Here is a 26647-nt window from a genome sequence, read left to right as displayed (position 1 = left end):
GTGTCGCCAATTCCTCTCGCTGGTCTAGTGTGCGGAGCCACCTACCGCTGACCTGTCACGATGCACTACGCTACCACCAAGATCCGCGAGTGTTTGGCTCAAGCCTTCAGAAAATGAGAGAGTAGGTCGCCACCCCAGCGCCTCCCGAATGAGCGAGATATCGAGCACGCTTACTGGAACATCGAATTTCCGTCCGCGCTCATAGCGGACGTGCAATCTTTGGGAGAGTTTTGCTTCAAGTTCCGCAATGACACCGTTAAGGCTGACGCCTTCACCACTGCCGATGTTGAAAACCTGATGGCCGTCGAGCGGTGCTGCGCGTGCCAGTGCAACCAAGCCTGCTGCGGCATCGGAAATATGGATGAAATCACGTACGACTTCGCCATTTCCCCAGACGACTATAGGCCGTTGCGACAATGCGTGGTGCAGGAACGTCGTTACAACACCTTGGCCTCTTGCCAAATTCTGCCCCGCTCCAAAAGGATTAGCCAGACGCGCGACACGACAATCGAGTCCGTAGAGAGCTCGATAGGTACCCAGATACAGTTCAACAGCGGCTTTGCCAGCGCCGTAGGCGGTAATCGGGTTTAAACTGTGGTCTTCATGCACCGGAACGCGCAGCAGTTTGCCATAAACCGTACCGCCGGACGAAGCGAAGATCAGCCTTGGCGCCTCCGCGCCTTTTTTCCGAAGCGCATCCAGCAAACCCAGCGTCGGCACGACATTGGTCGACAAATCAAGGGTGGGATCGTTGTTGGCGGTGGCAGGCACGGATGACCATGCATAATGGTGAATGACGGTGATCCCGTCGATCAAGCTATCCCATTGCGCGTTGGCAAGGTCGAAACTGCGCCATGCGACTCGCTCGTCAAGTGCAGGGGTAAATGTCGGCTTCGAAAGTGAGCGCCCGGCTAAAACGACCTCACACCCGCTTTGCACCAGGATTGCAGCAACGTGTCGGCCAATGAAGCCGCTTCCACCAAGAATCAGATGTCGTTCGACGATGTCCGATTTTTCTGTTTTGGATGACATCCGGATATGCTCGGCCGCTCCCGAATACGGTTAACTGCGGTTGGGGAATCAGAATAGCGAACCGCAATTCCCACGTAGGTCCGTACTCTGACTTCGTGAGTGCGTCAAAGCTTATCGGGTTGACGGAAAGGATGTGTTGCTATTGCGCTCAGCATTTGTTCGGCTTTGCCGTAGATGACGACTTTTGGCGCCTACCAGCCAGAGCATGCGCCGGGGCGGAAGCGTCGGATTAAGTGCATCGCCCGCACCGCCCTCGCGGGCAGGTTGTTGATAGTTTACTTGTTCATAATTTACTAATCTAGATACCAGGTGTTTCGCGTGCTATGCCGTCAGCGGTTATGGAGAGCGGCGATTTCGCGCCAAAATGCAAAACCTGGACCGACAGGACCATGCTGCTTTCAGCGGTTTCGCTGCGACACTGCATGAAATGGTGTCGCTGAACCTCCATGAGAGCGACGGGATGTTTCATGGGAACGGCCGGCATTATCTAACGTGTGGGGGATCAGCGCTGAACGTTATCGCGGCGGCGGTCGGCCTGGCTGGAATAGAGCCAAAAGAAATCCTCGATTTCGGGGCTGGTGCCGGACGCGTCACCCGTTGGCTGCGGGCCGCGTACGCGCGTGCCGCGATTTCGGTGACAGACAAGCGCTCTGAGGATCTCGAATTCTGTGCACGCGAGTTTGGTGCGCGGACGTGGCTGTCTGGCACCGATGTCGACGGCCTCGACGCTCCCTCGCGCTACGACGTGATCTGGGTCGGCTCGGTTCTGACGCACCTGTCCGCGAACATATCCGAGCGTCTGGTCAGGAAGCTGCTTTCATGGCTGCGACCAGACGGCCTCCTTATCGTCAGCCTGCATGGGCGTTTTGTCCATTTCCGGGGCCCTCAGTTCAACTACTATGGCGTCGCCTCTGGGTGGGAGGAAATCGAGAGGCAGTATCTTGCAGAAGGCTATGGCTACGCCGACTATCCTGGTCAGGACGCATATGGGATCTCGCTCTCGAAGCCAAGTTGGGCCAGTTCGCTGGCGGAACGGCTAGAGGGCACTCGCCTGGTCCTGATGAGTGAACGAGCGTGGGATAACCATCATGATATTCTCGCACTGCAAAATCGACCGGTGACCGCGCCGCTGTCCGTTCGAACCAGCCAGGCAAGTTGATGCGAGCGAGTATGGGCGGACAAATACATCCGAAGGCGTTGATCTTTCCGCTCACTGGACTGCGGTTCTTCGCCGCTTTTGCCATTGTACTCCATCACATCCAGGGGAGTTTCGGTGTATCGCCCACTGCGTTTCAAGGCTGGAACCTCGCCAATGGCGTCACCGTTTTCTTTGTCTTATCAGGGTTCGTACTGACCTATTCCTATCCTGCTCTCAACAAGCCGGGCGAAACACGTCAGTTCTATATCGGCAGAATTGCCAGGATTTTTCCGACTCATCTGGTGACGTTGCTGGCGGCAGTCGCGTTGGGCGTGCCATTTGCGGCTCCGTATTTCCTCGCAAATGCCTTGTTGCTGCAAAGCTGGTTTCCAACCGGCGACTATTTTTTCAGCTACAATGCGGTCAGCTGGAGCATCTCTACCGAGATGAGTTTTTATCTCGTTTTCCCGTTTCTGATCCGCAATTTCGAATCGACATGGCCTTGGAAACTCGCCGCATGCTTTGTCGCCTCTTCGGCGATGGGTCTCCTTGCCTGGCAACTCGGACTGCCTTTTTACAGTGGCGGAAAAGATGCCGTCATCCAGGGCATCGTGATGGTCAACCCGGTCGCAAGGGTCTTCGAATTTTGCCTCGGCATGACGGCGGCGTTGCTGTGGACGCGCTTCCGCGACGGTCTTGCCCATCTTGGATTTGGCACGTGGGCCGCGATCGAATTGATCGGCGTCCTGCTGCTGATTTGGGGATCCGGCTGGATCAACGCGATCCTGCAGCCCTTCATGCGCTCGGGTGCGATGCAGTATTGGACGGTCCAGACACTTTCCCCTGTCGTGCCGGCGGCCTTGCTGCTCATTATTCTCGCATCGAGCACCGGGCCGTTGGCGAAGGTGCTCGCCTGCCGCCCCGTGAGGTTCCTTGGCGAGATTTCGTTCGCCATTTACCTGACACACCAACTCGTCATCAGGTTTTTTGTCATGCACCCACAGATCTTGGAAGGGGTGTCGCAGCGGACGGCGATTGGGGTCTTTCTGATTACGGTTCTCGCCGCATCAACCGCACTGCATCTGGCCGAGGTTCCAGCCAGAAGGATGATTGTGGGATTGTTCGGTCGCACCCTAAGGACGAACGCCGTGACCGTCGACGACCATTCTTTGATCAACCAGAGCCAAACTTAGAGTAAGTTTGTCTTGTCATCGTGACCATGACGCCGACGAGATTTTCGTGCCTGGCGCTTTACGTTGAAGGGCGGATCGATTATCGGCAGAGAAGTCGAGCCGATCAGATTCTTGATTTTTCGTAATTGGTTTGGGGTAGTGGCTGCGCCGTTGTTCGTTGTGATTTAATTTAAATTAGTAGCCTGCGGGCTGACATCTGCCTGAAAAGTTGACGCATTGGGAAGTGATAGGACTTTCCATTGTTAGCTGCTTAAAGTATACTTATCCGGTTGCCATATCGAACGCCCGTCATGATGCCAAACCAGCGAGGAGGAAGGCATGTTTCGGATCGCGTCTCTTGCGACTTTCAACGCGGCGCTTGCCCTTTTCGCCATGGTGTCAGTGCCGCCATCCCAAGCCGAACCATGTGGCACCGTCCACAAACTGACCCGCCAGCCGCTGAGTGACCAGAATTTCTGGCTGCTCGCTGAACATGAGGGCAAGGCCTTTGTCGACCAGCGCACATGCCTTGTCGCCAGGCTGGACAGGCTTGATCAGCCGCTTACGCTGAGCGATGCGATGGGGCACTGTGCTACCCTCGGACAAGGCGGTCCGAACGGCGACATGGGCTGGCAGCTTCCGACGATGGCGGAACTGACGAGTCTCGATTCGGCGGACTGGCCAAGGCAGCACGACGCGTTCGCGGAATACAAGCTGCCACCGCTCGAGCGCAGCGAAACCGATTATTGGACCCGCACTGAATGGCCGGGGGCGGCAGGCTCCTTCGCGGTCGTCACGTTCAGCGCACGCACGACTGTGGTGCATCCGCTTGAAGCGACCAAGAAGGCCGGGGTATGGTGCGTCTTCGGGGTGCCGGCCACAGGCGTGGAGTAGACACTCTTACGCCAAGCCTCCCTCGGGCAACCAAGTCTCTTTCAGGCATCAGACAATCGCCGCGGCGGCGCACGCAACGGGCGGCTGGCGCTCGACACCCAAATCATGACGGAGCTCAGCTTTCGCGATGTGACGCCTGGCTGCTCAGCAGCCAGGCCGCGGGACAGAGCGGCCGTCCGGCTTGCCTTCACCGGCGCGGCCATTGTGCCTGCTACGTCCTAGCCGCCTACCGCAGATCCAGCTGCAGCAGGCCGCTATAGTCCTCCGTGGTCAGGAAGAAGCCCTCGTCGATCGCCTTGGCCTTGAAAGCAGAATCGTCGCGCAGGTCCCGGAATTCCGGCTTCAATGTTCCTGACGCGTTGAAGTAGCGATCGCGAAAGGCCGCCCGGTTAAGCTCGGCATAGTCTCCGCCCTTGCCTGCGACCGTGCAGGATTTCAGTTCGCTTTGGTCGGCGGCCTCCGCCGGAAACGACGCCCTCGCGAAGTCCATCGGCCCGATGTCAGGGGCAATGCTAGTCGGATACTTTGTAATGCACCGGACCGTTCTATCCGCGGCCGCCACCTGCAGATCGAAATAGGGGGGCCGCAGCCCCTTGGCCGCGAGGTAGGCGAAGGTCCGTATGCGGTTGGCCGCCTTCAGCGCGTCAAGGTCCGTGGTCTCAAGTGCGGTAGCGCCGATCTTGATACTGCTGGAGCCGCTGATCGCGAGAATCTGCTGCTCCAGCCAGGCCCGATCGCGATCGATCCAGGCCAGGAAGTCCAATGGCACAGCAGCCGGCGGTCGAACTTCCTCGCCCATCGATTGCGTCGAAACTGTCGCTGCGGTCATGAGTGTGACCCCGGCGAGAATGGCCGGAAGCCATCGGTTCTTGAGCATGTCATGCCTCCATTCCTCTATGGCGACCAGCCACCACTAGTAGTTGTTGCGCGGCCTGATACCGAGCATGTCCCGCAACTGGTTCTCTGTTATGTCGTCCGTCCGCATCGTACCGCCGACTCCGACGGTGCGAGCTTCGGCGTCAGGGGCTTTGTATGGCTTGCCGTCGACACCGGTATACCGGACTTCTGCCATGCCGGTGTCCTTACCGGCCATCATGTGCGTGGCGTGAATCTGTTCGTGCGCCAGCACGATACCCGGATCTGCCGGCGCATCGAGCACAACTTTGCCCGTCGACTTGTCGAATTCATCCGAGGTTCGAGTTCTCGCTGTCGCCGGGTCATACCTGATGACGACGTCCCCGGCGGTCGTCTCCGGGTTGGTTTTCGGATCCTTCACGTCGGCTTCAGTGTGGCCAGCGACATTCGTAATCGTGGTCGTCTGCGGGTCGTCGATCACCCGGCGCGTGAGCTCGCGGCCCGCGTCGAACGAATTCGACCCGGTAACGAAGCTCTTCACGTCCAGCCAAACGCCATGCAGGAAGCTTTGCGACACTTCGCCGGTCTTGCTGTCGACACGAGCAGTTGGGTCGGTTCGCTGTAGATCTTGCTCCACCTGGCGTTTGTAGGCAGCATCGTCGGCCACGATCTCCTTGAGACCTGTTGGGTCGACGAAGGCCATCGGGTTGTTGTTGGCGTAGGCGAATAGATTGCACGACGTTGGGTTGCTCGTGCATCGCTCTGGATCACCGACATACAGCGGATCGGGCGAGATGAAGCGTCCGAGCGCCGGATCGTAGTATCGGGCACCATAGTAGTAGAGGCCTGTGTCGTCATCGAGATATTTGCCGGTGAAACGATGATGGGTCTTTTCACGCGGCAGGTCGGCCGCGACGTCCGTCAGATGCGTCGCCCAGGCGGGAGACAGCATCTCGGGCTTATGTTCCGTGCCGTAGGCTTTGTAGAGCATCTGCTCGACCGGGACGCCGTCTGAAGCAATGACGTAGTCGCTGCTCTCAATGTGATCCTTCAGGTAGTAGAACCACTTGCCTGTGCCATGTTCCAGCCGCACAAGCTTGGAGTCGGCGATGTTGACGTAGCTCTCCTCGCCTTTGGGGCCGATTTCGAACGTCTCGACCGGGTAGAGATAGAGCTGTTCCGGCCCATTCGTCGGCGTCACTTTCTTGTAGAGGCGACGACCGGTCTGGTCGTAGCCGTAGAGCACTTCGTTCGTTGCCGTCTGCGCGCGGATCAGCCGTCCGTTGATGTCGAACACCGTCCCGGTCAATGTCGGCGATTTTGCCAACTGCGCGAATCCGTCGAAAGCATAGGGCTTTGCCGCGGTTCCAGTCGGTATGAGCCCTGTCGCCGAACCGGTCGCTGGCGCGATTGGCGCGCCAGGTTCCAACTCGTCATTGCGCGCGAACGTTCCGGCGGGTGAATAGGCGAATTCAGCCGGCTGGCCGTAGCGATCGATGCGGACGAGCTCGTTCTTGAAATTGTAGTGGAACGTTCCAGACCGGTCGACATGCCCCTGATCGCCTGCGCCTTGCGGCAGTCCATCGACGATCTGGGTGATCGATCCATTTCCGTTGAAGGTCATGGTCAGATCCTGCAACGGCTTGTCTCCGGCCTGCGTTACGATGTGGGTGAGGAACAGGGTCGCCGGATCGTACGACATCTGCGTGAATGCGCCGAGGCGGTAATCGACCCGCTCGATGCGCGACTCGGCATTGTAGGTGATATTCTCGATGATTTTTTGGGACTCCGAAAAATCGGGATGCGTGACCGTCACCGACCGCAGGTTCTTGTCCGGCCCCAGCGCGAATTTCGACGCCAGGCCGCGCGGACCCTCGGACGAATCGATGCGTCCGTCGAGCGTATGGTGGAAATGGTCGGCGTATTTCGCGCCGTTAATCTCCACTTCATGCGTCACCATCCGGCCGTTCCGGTCATACGCGTAACGCTGGATCGCATCGAACGCGCCGTTGGGATCGTGAATGGTAATCTGCGTCGTGTCTCCGAGCGGTAGATCGATCGGCGTGTCGAAACCGGCCGCGGATGCGACCTGGACACCTCTGTCGTACTGATATTCGAGGTGAAGGACGCCGTCGTTCACTTCGGTGAGTTTTCGGTTGAGGAAGTCGTAGGTGTAAGTCTGGATCGAGCTTTCGCCATTGGTTCCCACGCGAGCGATCACCGACTGCCTGCCGCGCCCGTCATAGAAGGCGTATCGGTCGCCCATCCCGGGGATCGCCTGGAATTCGATATCGCCGACCGAGTTGTAGATAAGCTTCCGAGGCGTTGCTTCGCCTGGTAGCCAGATCTCGCTCAAATAGCCAAATGTATCGCGCACAAAACGGGAGATATGTGTCGTACCATTGCCGTCGGTGGCGACGAAGGCAGTCACACCATTCTCGTTGCGCAAGGAGTACTCACCGCTGTGAACGGTGCCGTCGAACTGATCATTGTAGGTTGTGACGGTGTGCGTGCCCCACGGACCGAAATCCATGTCGGATGTCTTTCCCGAAGGGTGGGTTTCACGGACCATCCGATCGGCTGCGTCGTAGGTGTATGCGTTGCCGACTTCGTGATCCGGGCGCGGAATTTCGCCAAGATCGAAAACTTTCTGCAGGTTCAAGTCGTCGACCCCGCCGAAGCTCTTCACCACGAAGGGCGTCCAGCGGAAGACCTGCTTCGCGTTGCGGTTGTAGAGTGAGAAATGGAACACCCGCACGCCGCCTTCCGCGACGTTCTCGAGGTCGGCGATCTTCTGGCTGCGCGCATCATAGGCGGCGAGATCGGCTATGAACTCGCTCTCGCCCTCCGGTGTCTCGGCAGCGCTCGCGTAGCGCCGGCGGGCAGTCAGGATCAGCGACGGTCGTCCATTCTCGCCGATCTTGTAGGTATAGAACTTCTCGGCGCCGTCTGCGGCCGCTTCCCGGGTCTTGCGTCCGAGCGCGTCGTAGCTGGTCGTGACGACCATTCCCAGCGGGCTAGTAGTTGTCGCGACCGCACCCTGCCGCGGGCCGTCGTAGGTCATCTTCGTCGTCTGGTCGAGTTCTGCTGCGACACCGGACGGCTTGGTGTGGCTAAGCAGCAGCGTGCCGGTGGCGTCGTAGACCGCAAGCTCGGTCGTTCCGAGTTCGTCGGCAACCGAAATGCTGTTGCCGAAAACATCATAACCCATCGTCTTCGCCAGCTTGCGGCTGGCGCTGCGGAACTGTTCCAGTGCGGGCGGCAGCGCGCCCAGGCCTGAAAGGACCTCAAGCGAGCGCGATCCCATCCTGCCGCCGGAATTCGGCAGGTAGGTGAAGCTCTCGCGGCTGAGCAGCCGCGTCCCGGCGAGGATACGCCGCTCGGACGCGGCATTGACGATGCCGAGCGCCGCGAGATCGGTGCGCGACTGAGCGTAGTCTGTCTGGGTCGTGCGGCTGAAACCGGGAACAATAAGGTTCTCCGGGCCAGGGACGTCTCGCACCCGGACCGTCTCCGACGCTGCCATGTTGAACGCGTCGAAGTCGGCATAGGACTGGGTCTTGACCGGATCCTTGCATTCGGGATCGGCCGGATCCTGCTGCTCGGCCTGACCTGCGGATTCGGTCAGCGTGTCCTTGACCTTCCTCAGATAGGACGAACCGTCGCCACGCGAAAATGCCTCCCATACCGACGATTCGCATTTCAGCATCATGCCGGTCGTCGGCAGCTTCTGGCTGCGCGTAGCGGTCGACAGCGAGTGCAGCGCCGCCGCCGACGGATCGAGCGTCTCGGTTGTCTCAGCGCTCGCGACGAGCGTCGCCTCGGGCTTTACTTCGTATGTCTTGCGGATCTTCAGCTTGCCGGCAAGGTTCAGGTCGGCCGCCCTCTCCGCGAAGGTGTAATACTGTTCGCGATCGAGGCGGGAACGCTGCGTGACGCGCTGGCCGGCCGCGTTCTCATCGCCGTAAGCGACCTTCTCGACCTCCGAGAAGCCGATGAAGCGGCGATTGATCACGTCATAGAAGGGATTGTGGTAGAAATATTCGTCCGTCTGCACCTGGGCGCGAACCTGACCGGGTATGCCCTGCGACGTGACGAGCTGCTTGGCGACGACAACAGGGAAATGCAGGTTGCGCGTCGGCTGGCCGTTGGCGCGGTCGCGCAGCATCTCATCGATCGAGGTCGCATAGCGAATGTCGTGCCGGCGTCCAGAATCGAAGTCGACGACCGTCAACAGGTTCGCCTTGACGAGTTGCATGGTTGCGGTTCGGTTGAAGTCGATGATGACGACGGGCTTCACCTCGTCACCGGACGGTTTCTGGAACACGATGATTTCGGTCTGGCCGTCGCCGTCGATGTCGGCGACGCGCGAGGCGAAGGTCTGTGTCGACGTGCCGAGTTGAACCCGCAGATTGAGCGCGATGTTGAGCGGATCCTTCAGGTAGGTCCCGTCGCCGAAGCCGAGCCAGATGCGCATCTGGTCGGTGCGCTCGCCCATCGACGCGAAATCGATGATGCCGTCGCCATTGGCGTCGATGTACCACATCGTGGCGAGGTTCTCGCCGGGCTGCATGCCGCCAATCTTCGAGAAGGTGCCGTGACCGCAGACCGGATCGTTGATCGCGGCGTCGCCAAACAGGAGCGCATTCGGGTCCGTCGAGAAGATGTTGCCCTGGTTTTCGTAAAGGCAGAAGCCCTGGTCGGCTGGACGGATGACGACGAGATCGGGCAGCCGGTCGCCATTGATGTCGACCATCCGCACATTGTTGCGGCCGAGGATCTGGCCGTCCTGACTGTTGAATGGGAACGCCTTGGTCAGCGCGCCGAAATTGACGCTGTAACCGCCATCGGCCTGGCGCCGGGTGAGATTGAGAAATATCCGCCATTCGGTGCGGCCATCAGCGTTGAGGCGCGTCGTGACGATGTCGGACATGCTGTCCATATTGACGTCGGCGAAGCGGCCGTTGCCGCCCGCGAATGTCGTCGGCGAGACGCCGGGCAGCGGGATCGAGCGGCCGAGATAAGGGAAGGTCCCATCGGCCTTGCCGTCATAGACGTGCATCAGCCCGTCTTCGATTTCGACGATATCGACGAAGCTGTCGCCGAGGATGTCGGCAAAAGCGAAGCGATTGTCGGTGAGCCGGGGCGCGATCTGGCGCATCAGTCCAGCCTCGGTCGGACGCGACAGCACGAGTTGGGTGGTGTCGCCGAAGGCGCTGTTCAGGTCGCCGCTGCCGAGATGCACAGTCGCGCCGTCATCCTTGGTCTGCACGATGTCGACCAGTGCATCCATGTTGAGGTCGGCCAATTCGAAATTCTGAGGGGGGATGTCGCCGGCGAACGCCATCTTCGGCGCTTCGAACACGACGGGGCGCGACGCCAGTTCGGCGCTTGTCCACGACGAATAGCCGAAATTGATGTCCGGGAACTTCAGCGTCGATTGCGCCAGCGCCCCGCCGCCGGTGTCGCCATACCGGTAGAGCACCCGCAACTGGTCGAGCACATTGACCGACTGCGTGTCGATGAGCGGCGTCAGGTCGGCCTGAGCCTTCGCCAGGCAGTCCGGATGCGCCCTGACGACGAACTTCGAGGTGTCATTGGTGTCACGGCCGACATATCCCATGCACCATTGGGCGTAGACGGTGTCCTTGAATTTCGCCGTCACCTTGCCGTAAAGCCGGGCGTTCTCCTGTTTGCTGCCATTGGTGTGGCTGACGAGGGTCGATTGTGTCTCGATCAAGTCGAACTGGTAGCTGCTCTGACCGCCGGCGAAGCTGGCCTTTGTCAGGTAGCTGCGTCCACCGAAACGCTGGTAGTCGTAGCGGACGGCTTCGCGGTTGGCGTTGAGCTGCAGGACCAGCGGCCATTTCGTCACGTAGGGCTTGGCTATGTCGAAATTGCCCTCCGCCACGGAGGGATCGCCGCTGAAGATCAGCCGCGTTCCATCGGCGTTGGTCACCTCGAAGCCGGAGGGGATGGTGTCGGTGTGCAGACCGCCTGACAGGTCGAGCGAAACGACGTCGAACGCCCCGGTGTGATAGAGAATCTTGACGAAATCCTCGGCGTATTCGGGCTTGTATTCCCAGACGCCGTTCTGGTTTCCGAGAAACACGAGCCGCGTGCCCATGTAGGACAGGCGGGAGAAGAAATCGCCGCCCGGCTTGGTGCCGGGCACGGCTGTGCCGAGATCATCGTTGACGGCGATCTCCTGGGTATTGAACCGCCAGCCGATGCCCAGCCCGTTGCCGGTATCGCCCGCGAACTGGCTGTAGGTGAGGCTCATCTGCGGCCCGAACTGGCCACGCGTCGGCAGGGTCGGAAGTGGCAGGCTGAAGTTCGCCGATCCTGTATTGTTGTTCAGCGAGAAGCTGCCTTCCTCCTGCGTAACGGTGCCGCCCGCGGCGGGCAACTGCACGATCGAGGTCGCTGATTTGTCTTCGGCGCGAGCCGGGGAGCCGAGTACTGCGGCGCCAGCGGTCAGGGCTGCGAGGGCGGTAAGGGTCTTGGCGAACATGGGACTACCTCCGGGTGCAGGCATTACTGGTGAATGAGCGGGCCTACGATGACGTGGGGCTGGAGCTGCAGGCAGTTGGGATGCGGACAGACGACCAAAGGCTGGACGGCAATCTCATCGAACACGTGAATATTGACGTCCAGGATGCGCGACGGCTCGCGCTTGCAGGCTTCGGCGACTTGCGGGGTGAGCGGCTGCGGGAACGAGCAGATCGGATTGTTGCCGAGATAGGACTTTCCGATCACCGGATGAACGTGAACGAAGTTCTCGATCCGGTTGCCTCGCAGATCGACGATCGACAGCGCCGGAAGCGAGCCAAGCGGCAGCGCATTGAAGACCCGATTGTTGCGCAGATCGACATTCGACAATGCCGGCATATTCGACAGATTGCCGACATCGGTGATCTGGTTGTCGTTCAGATAGATGTATTTGAGCCCGCTCGAGCTGAAGCGCGGGATCGCCGACAGCCGGTTGGTGGCGAGGTTCAGTTTCTGGAGCCCCGTCAGCGATGCGATCGGGGACGCGTCGGTGATCACATTGTCGAACAGGTTAAGTTCTCCCAGCGCCCGAAAATGGACCACGGGGTTGACGGCGATGATCGACTTCTTGTTCAGCGTGAGGCTGGTCAGTGACTGCGCCCAGCTCTGCGCAGCGCTGCAGTCGGCGCTATCGACGTGATCGGCCTGCATGCGGCTGTCGAGTGCCGCCATGAAGCCTCGCGCGTCGCCGAGCGCGATCGAATCGAACCGGTAGACGATGCAGTATTCAGCGAAGCTGGCGTATTGCAGCGGCAGGTTGCGCATACCGGCGTCGTCGAGCAGCGGCAGGTCGGCCAACGGCGTCACGGATTGCACGTGTGTGTTCGAGAAATAGAGTTTGGTCAGCTTGTTGAGCATCCCGATGCCGATCAGGTTCGACACGGGATTGCCGTCGATGCTCAGTTGTTCGAGGCGGCGCAGTTGCAGGACGCCCTGGATCGAGGGGATCTGGTTGTTGCGGATCCAAAGCTTCGTCAGCCCCGGTACCGCCGACAGCGCCGAGACGTCGGACAACTGGTTGTCGGACAGGTCGATGGAGGTGAGATTGCCCATCACTGGGAAGAGCGAGACGCTGGTCAACCCGCGGTTCTTCGCGTCGGCGAACTGGCGTGACCTGAGATCGTCGTAGGCTTTGCCGCAGACAGCCTTACCCGAGATCGACAGCAGTGCGTTCACTTCCGCCGCTTGCGCGGGCGTCAGGAAGTCGGTCTGGTTCCGCATCAGGCATGCCGACAGGAAGTCGGTCGCCTGCACGGGATTGTCGGAAAGATCGAGATTGATCAGGCCCGAGAGCGCTGCCAGCGGCCTGACATTGACGATCGAATTCTTTGACAGGTTGAGTATGCCGAGGTTGGTCAGGCCGGCAAGCGGCGCGACGTCGGTGATGGCATTGCTCGACAGGTTGAGCGAGGTGAGTTGCGGCAAGGTCGCGAGCGGACGCAGGTCGCTGACGATCTTCGACGAAAGGTCGAGCGCCGTGGTCGCCAGCAAGTTGTTGCCGACCGCGGCGCACGTGCCGCCGCCCTCCAATTCGACCATGGCGCGGATGGTCTGCCCAAGCGGGGTCGGCGCGTCGCGATGCAGCACGCACAGGTCAACGAAGCTCTGCCCGCCGTCCGAGACGATTGGATTGCCGCTGAGGTTGATGGCCAGCGTCGAGGGGAAGCTGCCGAGATTGGCGAAGGTCTCGATCTTGTTGTTGGCGAGGTTGAGGCTGGTCAGGCCGCCGAGGGCGCTGAGCGGATCGAGCATGTCGCCTGTCAGTCCATTGTTGGCGATGGACAGTGTCGAGAGCGCCTGCAGGAATTGCAGCGGCTCAAGGCTGGTGATCTTGTTGTTGTCGAGCGTAAGGTTGGTGAGCAGCGCCAGCGCCGACAGGGCGCGGATGTCGATGATGTCGTTGTCGGAGACGTCGGCCCGCGTCAGCGCGATGAGCGGCGCCAGCGCGTTGATGTTGCCGACGTGATTGCCGGAAATGTCGAGGAAGGTCAGCGTCTTGAGCTTGGTCAGCGGCCCGAGGTCGGCGATCGAATTGTCGGCGATCGACAGGCTCGTGAGGTTCTTCAGCACGGCAATCGGCTCGATCGACTGCACGCCCTTGCCGTTCAGGTTCAGCGTTGTGATCGATTCCAGAAAGGCCTGTGCCGCGGCGCAGGCGGCAGGGTCGCCGAGCGCTGAGACCCCGCCGGGCGTTGAATCGAGCACCGCCATCACGGTCGCGGTTTCAGCCGGCGTGCGGTCGCCCTTGACGCACCACTTTGCGAAGGTCGTCGGCTTGTCGACCAGCGGCGCGCCGGAGAGGCACGTGATGGTGTGGATCTTGCCGGCGAAGAACGGCGTTGGGTCGGCGTTCAGAGCCTGGTCGAGATTGAGCTTCAGCTCGGTGACCAGGGGCGCGCAGCTCGGAATGTAGAGCCGGTCGGAAAAAGTCGTTGCGCCGAAGTCGGAGGGGAATTGCAGGTAGTAGACGAGGCCGCTGCCACCATCATGCGCGAAAACCTTGATCGGATATGTGTCGCCCGACGGGCACAGCAGTGGATTGGCGGCGGGATCCGCGGCGACGATCGCGCTGTCGACGGCGGTCAGTACCTCCGAAGGAACCGTGGCGAACCCAAGTCCGCGGATCACCGCTTCCTCGTCCGCCTGATCCTTGCAGCGGATGCGGTAGCCGCGCCCGTCCGAGATAAGCAGCGGATAATGCAGCCGGTTAGCCTCCAGCCCCGGATCCTCGAACAGCACAACCTTCGGCTCGTCCGCGCGGGCCGGGCCGGTGCCGGCGGCCACGAGCATGACCACAACAAGGAGCAATTGGGCGATGCGGTTCATCGGATCTCTCCTTTCGAGCTCAGGCTGATCGATGCGGCTCAATCAGCCCGGGCGACTGGCAGCACTACCTCTCGTCCGCCGCCTTGATGGTCCAGTAGCCTGACGGATCGCGGTCGCAGGTGAACTGAAGGGCCGGGATGTTGTTCAAGTTGCTAACTCCGCCGGCAATGGTCAGGCACTTGCCCGTCTGGACGTTTTCCGCCTGAACGCCGTCGCGCGTCTCGACGAGGTTCCAGCGGCGCGAAGGGTCGCTGTCACAGTTGAACTGCAGGGCCGGGATGTTGTTTTCGGTGCTGATCCCGCCGGCAATGGTCAGGCACTTGCCCGTCTGGACGTTCGCCACTTGGAATCCGTCGCCTGTCTCAACCAGCCTCCAGCGCTGCCATTGACTGCCGTTGCAGTCGAATTGCACCGTCGGCGCGTTGTTGTCGGTTCGTCCTTCCGCGACCGACAGGCACCTTTCGGTTTGCCGGTTCACCAGCATGACCTCGGGGTCAGCCGCCCGGATGCTCCAGAATCGCGACGGATGGCGGTCGCAGTTGAACTGGAGGGCAGGGACGTCGTCGTCGGTGCTCTCCCCGCCGGCAATGGTCAGGCATTTCCCCGTCTGCACATTTTCAGCCTGGAAGCCGTCGCCGGTCGCGGTCAGCTTCCAATGTCGCGATGCGTCCCGGTCGCAGTCGAATTGGAGGGCAGGGACGTTGTTATCGGTGCTGACCCCGCCGGCAATCGTCAGGCATTTTCCGGTCCGTACGTTCTGCAGCTGAAAACCATCATCCGTCTCGACCAGTTTCCAGCGACGCCACTGGTCGCCGTCGCAATTGAACTGGACGGCCGGGGCGTTGTTGTCGAGGCGCCCCTCGGCCACAGCCAGGCACTTGCCGGTCTGCATGTTTGCCAGCACCACGTCGGCCTCCTTCACTGCCGTGATGCAGGCTTCAAAAATCTTGCCGGAGGCCACGGTCGATTGCTCGGGTCGACTGATGCAGACCGGATTGCCGTCCAGCGACGGATTGAATGGCAGGATGGCGCTGACGGATTGCGCCGTGGCCAGGCGGTTTGCGCGCAGGTTCGGAGCGGCGAGTTTGGTCAGGCTCATCAAGGGACGCGCGTCCGTGATCCGGTTCTTCGACAGGTCAAGCGCGGTGAGCTCTTGCAGAAACCGTAGTGGCGACACGTCGACGATCTTGTTGCTGGCCAAAACCAGCCGGGTCAGCGCCCGTGCCGAGGCGAGCGGCCGTAGATCGGCGATCTGGTTTGAGCTGAGGTCGGCCTCGGCCAGATCCTTCATCACCGCCGTCACGCTGATGTTGCTGATCCGATTGCGCGACAGATCGAGGAACGTAAGCTTGGTCAGCTTTTCCAGGTCGCGCATGTCGGCAATTTCATTGCCGGACAAGGTCAGGCTCGTCAGATGGGTAAGTGTCGCCAGCGGCTCGAGATTTGTCAGCCGTCGCCCGGCCAGGTCGAGCGTCGTGCTCGACGCGAGAAAATCCTGTGCGCTTGCACACGCCACCGGATTGCCAAGGGCCGCGGCGCCGCCGGGTGTCAGGTCGAGCAGTTCCTCGACCGTCGTCTGCTGGGCCGGATCAAGGTCATCCTTGATGCACCAACTGGCGAAGGTCGTCGTCCTTCCGACAACCGGCGGCCCCGCAACGCATGCGATGGTATGGACCTTTCCGGCGAAAAATGGGGTCGGGTCGGCGTCGATCGCCTGATTGAGGTCGAGCTTCAGTCCCTCGACCAAAGGCCCGCAGCCGGGAATGTAGAGTTGGTCGGAAAGGGATGGCGAACCGAAATCGGTCGGGAACTGCAGATAGTAGACGATGCCGCTGCCGCCATCGTGCGCAAAGACCTTGATCGGGTAGTTCTCGCCCGATGGACACAACAGCGGATTGGCGGCTGGGTCGGCCGCGATGACTGCGTTGTCGACGACTGTCAGCACTTGCGAGGGGACGGTGGCAAAGCCCAGTCCGCGGATCACCGCTTCCTCGTCTGCCTGGTCGTTGCAGCGGATGCGGTAGCCGCGGCCTTCGGAGATGAGCAGGGGATAGTGCAAGCGGGTGGCGTTCAGCGTCGGGTCTTCCAGCAGGACGACCTTCGGTTCCTCGGCGCGGGCCGGGCCGGCTTGGATCACCGCGAGCAGCGCCAGCAGGTGGAGCAGCAATCGGGCGACACGGTTCATCTGCCAATCCTCCTTCCGCTTTATTCGACGAGGCTGAAGCGGCCCGGCCCACAGGCCCGGCTGGTGTTGTCGTGTGCGATGTCGTTGCCCGGCAGCAGGAAACTGACGCTGGAGGCGCTGTCGGCGAAACTGACCGCGCAGCGGAAGCCGGACACCGTCGAGGTGGTGAAATTCGCCGACGAACCGCGCTCGAGCTGGATGGCGGAGCCGACCGCAAGGCCTGCTGCCGTCGGCGCGAGCCCGTCCGAGCGGCCTGCCACGACCGCCCCGCGCAGCACCAGCGGATTGGCTGCGGCGATGTCGGTGAAGTCCATCCGCATGAGGCTGTCGGAGGTGAGCACCGCGCCGAAACGCGCGCGCACAAGGGTTGAGCGGACCGGCGCTTGGGCAGAGATCAGCAGCCGTGCCCGAACGCCCTGGATCGCCAGCATGTCCGCTTCGACCCTGAGCCCGCGCGCATAAAGGTCGGCCAGGCACAGCGACGCGCCGCGCGCCATCGGCGACAGTCCATCCGCCACGGTGCCGATGGTCACATCGTCGAGCGCGACCGCGCCGTTTTGCGCGATCACGGCGACAACCTCGTCGGTCGTTTGATCGGCCGCCCGCGCCAGGTCGATCCGCTCGAGTTCGAGCCGAGGCAACCCGTCCGCGACGATGATGACCCCGGTCGCGGACAGGATGCATGACGACGTGCCGGCCGGCACCCGGTTGGCGGTGCCGACGAGCCGCGTGCGGGCGACGCCGGGGGCCGGCGCCATATGCACGGTCTTGAACGGCAGTCCCTTCAGGATCAGCGTCTGTGGCGTCTTGACCGATGCGGGCAGTTCGAGCCTGAGATTCGCCCGCCCGGCGCAATCGCCCTCGGAGGAGAATTGCGCCAGCGTCAGCGTACCGCCATCATTGACGCGGCGAACGCACGTATCGCTGGCCGATCCCCGACAGTCGAAGCTGGTACCCGGCGGCGGAGCGGCGGTAAGCGCGCGATCCGTCTCGCCCATCCAGTCGCCAATGCCGGGGGCGGAGAGGCCGAGCGCCGATGTTAGAAGTGGGCAACCGGTGAAGGACAGTGTCCGGCTTTCCGCGAAGGTCCAGTCCAGCCGCGCGTTGCCGAGGGGGTCGAGCGAGGTGATGGACAGGCCAGCGGACAGCGGCGACAGGCCGAGGTCGATGCCAGGCTGCGCAAAGGCCGCGTGCTCGCGCTGATAGCCATCGCAGTTCGACAGACACAGGTCGACGAAGGGCGCCGAACGAAGCGCCGCTACCGCGTCGGCGCCGAGCAAGGTTACCGCCTCGGCCTCGTCGATGCCGAAGAACGCCCGCAGCTTCGTCTCCGCAGCTTCGGCCGCGGCCGCATCGGCGATGATGTCGCGCGTCGCCTTGCCGTCGAGGCGCGCAATCGGCAGGTAGGAGGGCCGAGCGCCTTCGCCCGGCGGCGTGTAACGCACGACATAGACCGTGTCGCCGATGCTTTCGGCGCTGAGGAAGGTTTCGAACCGGTGCAGGCTCCAGCGGGCCACGCTCGCCGCCGCTATGTCCGATGGACCGCCGAGATCGCCGCGCCCGCAATCGAGTACGAATGGTGTCCCGACATCGGGCGGTGCGGCAAAACCCTGGAGTACCCCCGGCAGTTGCAGCCGCTCGCGGATGGCAAGTGCCGCCTTGACCTCGGCGCAGGCGGTGGGCACGGCGAAATAGCCGGTGCCCGAGGGGGAGGGGAGATAGTAGTTGCCGGATGCCTCGACATCGGCCCAGATAGCGGTCGTCGCCGGCCAGTCGATATTGAATGCCGTCCCGGGGCATGGCAGCCGCGGCTGCGTCCCAAAACTGTTTTCAGTTTGAAGCTTGGCGAGCGTCGCCTCCGAGACAAGCGCGGTGTCAGGCAGGTGCAGCAACCTTTTCGCCTGGCCCGCGCTGGAGCAGCCGGTGAGTTCCACCGCCTTGCCGTCGAAAAGCGCGACATAGACGTCGTTGTTCTGGTCGGTGACGAAAGCGGCAAGCTGCGGCTCGGCGCGGGCCACCGACGCGCCCGCGAGGATCAGGGTGAGCAATACGACCGCCTGTCTCATCTCAATTCGCTCAAGCAGCTTGCGGCGCGGGCGGGGTCCATATTGACCTCGGTCATCAACGGATCGAGGCCGGCTGACTGGCACAGCGCCTTGACCGTGATCGAATGCGGCCCTTGGAAGTCGACCGTAAGAGTTCCATTGGTGATCTGCCCGTTCTGGCCGACGCACAGCGGGTTGTTGGCAAGCGCCGGCCGACGGCAGGTCCGGATGACGTCGGCCATCGCCCGGCGGTTGGTCAGTTCGCAGAAATAGATGCGGCAGAAGGCGGCGACCGCGGCGCGGTTCTCGGCGTCGGCATTGATGATGCGCTTGATGTCGCCGACCAGCGCGCTCGCCTTGGCCTCGAAGGCGAGGCCGTCGACGCGCGTCTTCTCGCCCGCTATCTCACCCGATCGTTCGGTGATCTTCGGCATCAGGTTGATGTTTTCCGAGGTTATGAACAGCCCGCCCTTCCACCGGTCGAACTCGTCGAGGATCGAGGTCGCCCTCAGGATCGCCTCGCGGTAGGCGTTGTAGATCGGCCCCATCTTGGTGTCGCGCGCCGCCTCGTAGACCTGGTTCAATGCGGCGTATTCCTTGTTCACTGTGTCGGCGCCCGCCTTGATGTCATCGATGCCGGCGCGCGAACTCTGCACCAGGCCCTCGGCTCGTTTCAGCTTGCGGGAAAACATCGCCGTGATCGGGCTCTCGACGCTGGCGAAGTAGCTCTCGATCACTTTGCCGGCAGCCCCGTCGGCGAAGGCATCGATCTCGGTGTCGGACAGATTGGAGATCAGGCCGCACTGGGCGTCGAAATCGGCGCTCAAGGGCCCGGCCTGGCAGGCGCTCATCTCGGCCAGCCTCTGGTCGAGCGTTCGGTTCGAAGCGAGCCCGTCGGCATATTCGAACAGCGCATGGTTCCATTCGATCGCGTTCAGGTCAGCCTGGCTGTGCCGCCGGTCGCGGCAGAAGAGCGTCTGCTCCATCCGGTTCTGGTTGCCGGAAGCGCGGTAGGCGTCGAGGTGACGTGTCGCCTCGGCGCAGGTCGCCAAGCCTGAAATCAGCCCGGCGAGTTGCTGGTGGACGGGCGGCAGTCCGCGTGTCTGCGCCTCCCGCATCAGGTTGGCCGCACGTTCGCTGTCGCTCGGACTGCGGGCCGGGCGGTGGAAGACGCAGAGGCCTTGCTCGAAGGTCTTCAGCGTGCCGTCCGGAATGGCCGGCCCCTCGCAGTTGGGAGCGTCGAGAACGCGCGATTCGATCGTATAGCCGGCGAGATTGTCGATGAAGAGGTCGCGCGCGGCTGCTCCCGTCGCGCTGAGCGCCAGACCGAGCGCTGCTGTGGCGACGACGGCTCTCATGGCGCGCTCGCGAAGATGAAATAGAGGGTGAACACGGCGCCGTCGAACGGGCAGTCGCTCGGCTGCAGCGACAGCCGGTACGAGCCGATCAGCGGCGCGCCGAGATAAGGCAGGATCAGGCTGGTGTCGTTCGACGGTCCGGGCGCGCGCGGGAATTTGCGCGCCTGGTAGCGATCCTGCACCCAGTAGCGGATGATCCGGCTGATCTCGTCGCCACTGTCGGCCTGGTTGAAGAAGGTCTGCAACGCGACGCGCTCCGGCCCGACCGAAATGTCTGCGCGGACCTCGCTCGACCCCTTGGTCAGCGGCTTGAAGATGAAGCCGCTGCCGCGGTGTTGCAGGGCGAAGCGGTTCCACTGCGCCCCCGTGCACTGGTAGTCGGTGCCGGCGAAGACATCGATCAGGGTCAGGTTCTTGCGCTCGCGAAATTTGTTGGGCGCCCACAGCGCGAAATAGCCGTTTGCCTTCATCAGCGCGTCAGTCGACGCGAAAGGGGAAACCTCGAACTCGACATTCTCGTCGAGCGCCAGCTTGCGGGCGAAACCTGAATTGGCGGGCACGACGATCTGGGCGACATCGATGTTGATCTGGCGCTCGTCGAAGAAGCGCTTGGCGACGATGTCGTCGATCATCGCCTGGAGCTGGGTTGCGTTGCGCACATAGACCGCGGGCACTGTCGCCGCGTCGCCGGTGAAGGCCTGCACCACTTCAAAGCGGCGGCGCATCAGGTGCATCAGCCGGTTGGCGGTCTCGAGCACGCGCCGCTTGGTCACCAGATATTCGGGAATGCCCTTCATCAGGTCGGCGATGGTGTCCTGGGTCGCGATGAACAGATTCTTGCGCGTCGCCGGATCGTCGATCTGGGTGACGAGCTTGGTCATGTCCTCCTGCTGCTTTGTCACCTCGGCCTGAACGTTGCTCTGGAACTTCAGGATGCTGTCCTGCAGCGCGCGGCTCTTCAGCCCAAGATCCTTGGCCTGGTTCAGACCCGCGACGAGTTCCTCGGTGTTGCCGCGCGACTGCGTGATGCGCTGCTCGACGAAGGCGAGTTCGGCATCGTTCAGTGCCAGCATCTTGTCCTTCTGCCGGTCGCGCAGTTCGTTGATCAGGTTGGTCGAGGCATTTGATTCCTCGGCGAGGCCTGTCACTGTCGTCTGCGCGGCGCGGACGCGGTCGATGCGGCCGTTGGTTGCCGCGACCAGTTCGGCGACACGTGCATTGTCCTGGTTGAGCTGGGCTTCCGACAGGGACAGCTTGTCGAGTTCGAGATTGAGGATCGCGATCTCGTTGGTCAGCCGGTCGATCGTGCGCTGCTGGTCGGTGATCTGGAAACTCAGCATGTCGTTCTCGCGCGCCTGAAGATCGAGCCCGGCGAGTATGCGTTCATGGTCGGACTTGAGCCGTGCCACTTGCTCGTCGATGCTGAGATCCTGGCTCTGGCAGTCAACCGCCGCCATCGAGCCCTGCAGCGTCAGTTCCTTGATCTCCTCGGCCCCTTGCGCCAGCCGGCCGGCGAGTTGGAAGTGCGTGTCGATCAGCGCCCGGGCCTTGAGCGCCTTGTCGAGGTCGAGTTGCCCGATCGCCTGGCGCAACTGCGTGAGGCGCTGTTTCATGCTATTGATTTCGTTGATGTTCGCCTGAGTGATCTGGCCGGTGGAGATGATCGTCGACAGGATCGATTGGGCCGCTTCCAAGGCCGCCCTGACCGGTTTCGAAACGTCGGTCTTCGTACCGGCGCCGCTGGCCAAGCCGCAGGCGCAGACGATGATTTCGGGGACCGCCGCGGCGGCCGAGTAGGCGGCATGCACCGACGTCAGGATGATCTGCGCGGCCTGCGTCGTGCCGTTGAACGCGACGAACCAGGCGATCACTTCCGACAACTGGCCGTCGACCTCGTCGCGCGCTTCCTCAAGGTCCGCCTTCCTCTTCGCATAGAGGTCCCGCTCGGCTTCGTAGAGTTTCTTGGCGAAGTCCGTTTCCGTCTGGGAAAAAGAACCGCAATCGACGTTCGCAAGTTCCTGCGGCAGCGAAATGTTCGATGTGATCATCTGCTGGTCGGCGATCAGCGGCTCGACATCGGCGAAGTCGGCGCTGCCGATGACGCACTTCATCAGGAACGCTTTAGCTTGTGTCTGCGAGTTCAAGAGCTGGGCCCTGAGGCCCGACTGACCGTCCGGCCCGCACATCTGGGCAACGTATTGGTTGCGCGTGAAAGCAGGCGTCACGGTCTGGCATAACTGTTCGCCCGCGAGCAGCGGCGTGAACGGATGGTCGGCCGCATCTCCGATCAGGGCGAGCTGATTCTCGATGCCGCAAAGCTGCTCGCGGTCGACGGCCCGGCGGCGCTTATAGAGGTCGGTCTGGCGCAGTTGCAGTTCGGTGATTGCGTCGTTGGCGCGGGCAATCGCACTCTGGTTGTTGGTGATCTGCGTTTGAAGGATCTGCCGCTGGCGAACCGCCTGTTCGAGCTGGTTGGCGTTGCGCTCGGTCTGGCGGGCATATTCGGTGATCTGGCTCTCGAGCGAGGAAATCTGCAGATCGAGGTTCATCTGCGTCATTTCCCAGTTCAGCAGCCAGCGCAGTTCGTTGCGGCGCTCGACTTCGGCCTCCTTGGAGAGGACGATGAGGTCGAGTTCCTGCCTGTCGTTGATCTGACGGCGCTGGTTCTCGAACTCGGCGATCTTGGTGCCGAGCTCGATCTCCAGCGACCTGATCTGCTGGCGATAGCCGAATGTGTCCTTCTCGGCGTCGACCGCGTTGATCTCTTGCTGGACGGTGGTGGCGAAGGTCTGCGCTTCGTGCTCCAGCTTGCCGATCTTGTGGGCGATCAGGTTGACTTCCTGGCTGCGGATCGTCCGCTCCTCGTCGAGCGCGCGCGTCGCTTCGCCTTCCTTGTTGGCGTACCACCGCTCGACCAGCGCCTCGACATTGCGCTCGACCTCGGTCAACCGCTGCTCGCTCTCGGTCAACGCCTGCTGCAGTTCCTCGAACGGGATCGTCGTGAACTGCATCGGGTCGATGTTGAGGAACAGGAAGCCCTTGCGCACGCTGTCCATGCGCGCATCGAGGTCGCTCTGCTGCAGCAGCAGGTCGGCGCGCAGGTCGTCGTAGGTGGACTCGCCCGGAATATCCATCTGCGTCTCGACCAGCACCCACATCGCGGCCTCGTAATTGGTGTAGGCCTTGGAGAGGTTGGGTTGGCTGTCGAGGCCAGCGCCTCCGACGGCGCCCAGCGTATCGTTGACCAGGAAGTCGAGCGCCTTGACGCGTGCCTCCGAGACGGTCTGGTACCAGACGTCCCCGGTGTTCATCAGCAGCTGGATCTTCAACGAGGACAGCGCCGTCAGCTGCCGCACGAAGGTGCGGTAACTCGCATCTGCGCCCGCCGCGGTGCCTTGGTCACCGCCTTGTTGTCGGGCGAGAATGCGAAGGCCTCGGTCGACGATCTCGATGCCTTGCCGGCCGAATTCCTGCGCCGCTTGCGGCGAGACGGGCGTGTCGTTGCGGCTGACGCCGCTCGCCGACGACAGGAAGGGCATGTCGGCGGCGAGGAACAGGCGATAGCGTCCTAGTTGCAGGTGGCAGTCGAAATCGCACACGATCGCCAGCCGTCCGGTCGCCTCGTCGCCGCAAGTCGTCAGGAACTGTTCGAGTTCGGTGGCGACCTCGCCCATGTATTTCACGTCGGCGCGGAAATTGGCGATCTTGAGCAGCGTCGTCAGCTGGCCGGCATGGCCGGCCGCCGCGTCGACGTCGAGCGCCATGCAGTCCTGCCCGCGCGCCATTCCCGCAGCGCCGAAAACGATGCTGACGACCAATCCGCAAAGCAGGAAGAACCGTCTCATGGCTGCCCCGTCGACAGAAAGACCTCGGAAATCTGGCGAACGTGCCGGGCAAGTTCGGCCATCTGCGCCTTGGAAAGCGATGGATTCTGGAAACGCCCGACCACCGCCCGGGCATGGTTGATGCAGTCCTCGTAAGGGCCGTTGATCGTCGCGGTCAGCGCGCCGGTGTCGAGCGTGAGGTCGAGCCTCGAATACGCTCCGGCCAGTCCTGCGCAGGAAGAAAGCTCGGCGGTGATCGCCGGATCGTCGACGACATGCGCGAGGCCGGACAGAGCCGTCATGACGCCTTCAATCTGCCCGACGATCTGCGTCATCCTTGCCTTGCCGTCTTCGAACTCCTTCAGCGATTCCGGCTGGTTGAGGCTGGAGAGGTCGACGGCCTGCAGCGTGGCGATCGTCTCGGCTGCTTTCAGCTGATCCTCCTTGACGAGGACCATGTTGGCCTGCGCGTTGCCGAGCACACGCTCCAGCTCCATCACCTCGGCCGACTTGATCGACACGTCCATCTCGTTGACCAGTGACTGGTATTCGGTCGAAGCGGCGTTCATCAGGTTGAGCGTGTCGTCGACCTTCGTCCTGACCGCCTTGACGATTTGCGCGCGCACCCGCGTCTCGATCAGGCCGGTCGTTTCGGCGCGCCCGCGTACCGGCTTGACCGAACAGACCAGTTTCGCCAGCGCGTCCGAGCCGAGCCGAGCACGCACTGCCTCGACGATCGGGAACAGCGGACGCCATGCCGCGGGCAGCGCATCCAGGCTGGCGCCCGACAAAGGCCCGGCATTGATCTCGTTCATCCGCGTCAGGTGCCGGCATTTCTCCGGCAGGTCGGCCCCGGAGAAGTAAAGCCGCCCGGTAATCAGATAGGCTTCGACGGCGGCGGCGTATTGTCGGCCGACGAGCGCGGCGAGCTCATCGGCACTGTCGGTCGAGATCGGGGCGAAGAAGCGGTAGCGGCTGAGGTAGATCTCTGACCAAGCGAGCCTTCGCATCAGCACAGAGGCGTCATCGGCCGAAAGCGGGATGATCGGAAAGCCGACGCTGCGGCTGCCGCCAGAGGCCCCTGACGCCTCGCCGACCACCTCGCCGGTGAAGGGCAGGCCGAAATCGGGCTGCGTCGCCTCGTGGCTCGGTTCGACGGCGGCGGGACCGGGCGCGAGCAGGCTGAACCGGCTCGTCTCGGGCGTCGCGTTGGAGAGCGTCGCGTTCCAGAAACCGTCGAGTTTCTCCGATGTGTAGGCGCGCTCCAGGATCGATCCGGCGCTGGCCGCGTCGGCCAGGACGCAACTGACGATCAGGGACAACGCGATGGCTCGGAGCTTTGTCATCGGCAGTACCACACCCTGTCAGCAGCGCCCGCCTGGGCGCAGATGCCGGTCGCCGCGCCGTGCGCCTTCCAGTCCGCCTTTATTTTTGCGAGATCGTTGAATGCGCCTTGGGCAGCGTTGTCGGCGTGGACCTCGGCGTCCAGCCGCCAGAAGGGCTTTGCCGGATCGGTCGGCAACAACACTCCGATCATGTTGATGTGGAAGGCGGAGACCTTGAGAAAATCCTCCGCGCTGGCGACCGTGTTGCGATTGAGATTGGCGTATTGCTCCGGCGTGACGTTGCCGAGCGCCTGCTTGAATTCTCCCTCCGAGACTTCGACCGAGCGCAGCATCTGCGTCGTCTTCGCGGCCAAGCCGTCGAGGATCGAGGTGTTGGCGACCAGCGTCGCGCCCGCCCCGGTCACCGGTCCGAAGATATCAGCGAAAATGACGCGGATCGCCTTCAGGTGCGTTTCGGCCGACTTGATCTCGACGCGGCGCAGTGCGATCCCCGTTTCGAGATCGGACGCCCGACTGACGAAGCTTCTCAGCGCCAATTGCAGCGTTTCGAACGACGAACGAGCTTCCGGCGGCGGCTGCAGGAACACCGAGCGTGCATAGCGTACGGCCTCGCTACGGGCGATGTCTTCGACGGTGGCGCGTGTCAGCGCCGATTCCGGGCAGCCGGTGATGTCGCCAAGGTCGGTCAGCATCTGCGCGGCATGATAGATTTGATCCATCTGTCGCATCGTGCCGAACGAGCCGCTGGTGGTGAACTCGGCCTCGACGCCGGACAGGTAGTCGGTCAGGTATTCGCGCGCGAACTTCACCATCTCGCACTGCACGCCGGCAGCGCGTTCGCGAATGTGGCGGCCATAGAACGATGCGCCGACGAAGTATTTCTGGTCGGGCGTCGGTTCGAACCGCTCGACGAAGAGCGACTGGATAACGGTATCATATTCACCGCACGCATAGGTGCGCTCGAGGCATGCGGAGTCGGTCTGCAGGTCGCACTGTGACAGCGCCTGGCCGCAGATTTGCTGAGCTGCGGCAAGGTTAATTCCTTCGCCGTAGACAAGAAGCGCTGCCAAGATGATCGCTGGATTGAAGACGGGTCTCTTCAGCAAGACGAGCAAAAGAAAATGCACGAAAGCCCCCCGGCCGCCGAAGGGGCAGCCTCATCGCTCTTTACAGGCAATATCTTTGCAAGATCAATTTTGTATTGAATCGTTACAGCGAGGACCCACCACAAAAAGCGTGGCTAACTCAAAGTCAACTTCGCCGAATAACGCATTTATAGAATGTAAACTAAAACGGATTGGCGACCAATGCACCTGGTTTTTGGCTTCCGTAACGGAAATTTGTGCCAAAGTATCGACGCGGTTAACGGATCGTAAAGAATTGTCTTTCGCACCTTCGATCCAGTTTCCTGAACGTCTAA

At 62.0% G+C, this 26647-nt stretch carries 13 protein-coding genes; 3 read left to right on the top strand and 10 right to left on the bottom strand.

Features of this window, described 5'->3' with window-relative positions; all coding sequences use genetic code 11:
- Nucleotides 1-24: 24 nt before the first annotated feature.
- Nucleotides 25-1032 carry an NAD-dependent epimerase/dehydratase family protein gene (locus AC0ZT5_RS28670; protein ID WP_488499165.1) on the bottom strand — a complete coding sequence of 336 codons (1008 nt, stop codon included), beginning with the start codon at nucleotides 1030-1032 and terminating at the stop codon, nucleotides 25-27.
- A gap of 364 nt (nucleotides 1033-1396) precedes the next feature.
- Here AC0ZT5_RS28670 and AC0ZT5_RS28665 point away from each other — a divergent pair, with 364 nt between their 5' ends.
- From AC0ZT5_RS28665 to AC0ZT5_RS28655, 3 genes are all read left to right on the top strand, one after another.
- A complete protein-coding gene (locus AC0ZT5_RS28665) occupies nucleotides 1397-2191 on the top strand; it encodes a class I SAM-dependent methyltransferase (protein WP_488499164.1) in 795 nt (264 codons plus the stop codon).
- Between the two features lie 11 nt (nucleotides 2192-2202).
- A complete protein-coding gene (locus tag AC0ZT5_RS28660; RefSeq protein WP_488499163.1) occupies nucleotides 2203-3363 on the top strand; it encodes an acyltransferase family protein in 1161 nt (386 codons plus the stop codon).
- 318 nt (nucleotides 3364-3681) lie between these two features.
- A complete protein-coding gene (locus AC0ZT5_RS28655; RefSeq protein WP_477288260.1) occupies nucleotides 3682-4236 on the top strand; it encodes an Lcl domain-containing protein in 555 nt (184 codons plus the stop codon).
- Between the two features lie 226 nt (nucleotides 4237-4462).
- On the opposite strand, the gene AC0ZT5_RS28650 is transcribed toward AC0ZT5_RS28655, so the two are convergent.
- The 9 genes from AC0ZT5_RS28650 to AC0ZT5_RS28610 form a co-directional block, all read right to left on the bottom strand.
- Nucleotides 4463-5113, bottom strand: a complete 651-nt coding sequence (locus tag AC0ZT5_RS28650; protein WP_488499162.1) for a hypothetical protein — start codon at nucleotides 5111-5113, stop codon at nucleotides 4463-4465.
- A gap of 36 nt (nucleotides 5114-5149) precedes the next feature.
- Nucleotides 5150-11605 carry an RHS repeat-associated core domain-containing protein gene (locus AC0ZT5_RS28645; protein WP_488499161.1) on the bottom strand — a complete coding sequence of 2152 codons (6456 nt, stop codon included), beginning with the start codon at nucleotides 11603-11605 and terminating at the stop codon, nucleotides 5150-5152.
- Nucleotides 11606-11628: 23 nt separating this feature from the next.
- Entirely contained in the window at nucleotides 11629-14469 is a 2841-nt protein-coding gene (locus AC0ZT5_RS28640; RefSeq protein WP_488499160.1) for a leucine-rich repeat domain-containing protein, read from the bottom strand.
- A 64-nt stretch (nucleotides 14470-14533) separates the two neighbouring features.
- Complete coding sequence (locus AC0ZT5_RS28635) at nucleotides 14534-16654, bottom strand: RICIN domain-containing protein (RefSeq protein ID WP_488499159.1); 2121 nt, start codon at nucleotides 16652-16654, stop codon at nucleotides 14534-14536.
- A 20-nt stretch (nucleotides 16655-16674) separates the two neighbouring features.
- Nucleotides 16675-18720, bottom strand: coding sequence for a hypothetical protein (locus tag AC0ZT5_RS28630; protein ID WP_488499158.1), 2046 nt, complete (start codon nucleotides 18718-18720; stop codon nucleotides 16675-16677).
- Nucleotides 18717-20057 (bottom strand): hypothetical protein, encoded by a 1341-nt coding sequence (locus AC0ZT5_RS28625; RefSeq protein WP_488499157.1) that lies wholly within the window; start codon nucleotides 20055-20057, stop codon nucleotides 18717-18719. Before AC0ZT5_RS28625 ends, AC0ZT5_RS28630 begins: the two co-directional genes overlap by 4 nt.
- Nucleotides 20054-23902, bottom strand: coding sequence for a coiled-coil domain-containing protein (locus AC0ZT5_RS28620; RefSeq protein WP_488499156.1), 3849 nt, complete (start codon nucleotides 23900-23902; stop codon nucleotides 20054-20056). The genes AC0ZT5_RS28625 and AC0ZT5_RS28620 overlap by 4 nt, the downstream gene beginning before the upstream one ends.
- Entirely contained in the window at nucleotides 23899-25227 is a 1329-nt protein-coding gene (locus AC0ZT5_RS28615) for a hypothetical protein (protein ID WP_488499155.1), read from the bottom strand. Before AC0ZT5_RS28615 ends, AC0ZT5_RS28620 begins: the two co-directional genes overlap by 4 nt.
- Entirely contained in the window at nucleotides 25224-26354 is a 1131-nt protein-coding gene (locus AC0ZT5_RS28610; RefSeq protein WP_488499154.1) for a hypothetical protein, read from the bottom strand. Before AC0ZT5_RS28610 ends, AC0ZT5_RS28615 begins: the two co-directional genes overlap by 4 nt.
- Nucleotides 26355-26647: the final 293 nt, after the last annotated feature.

The organism is Mesorhizobium sp. CNPSo 4670 (genome assembly GCF_057784235.1).
Note: the sequence above shows the minus strand (reverse complement) of the source record. Positions and strands in the feature narration are given on the sequence as shown.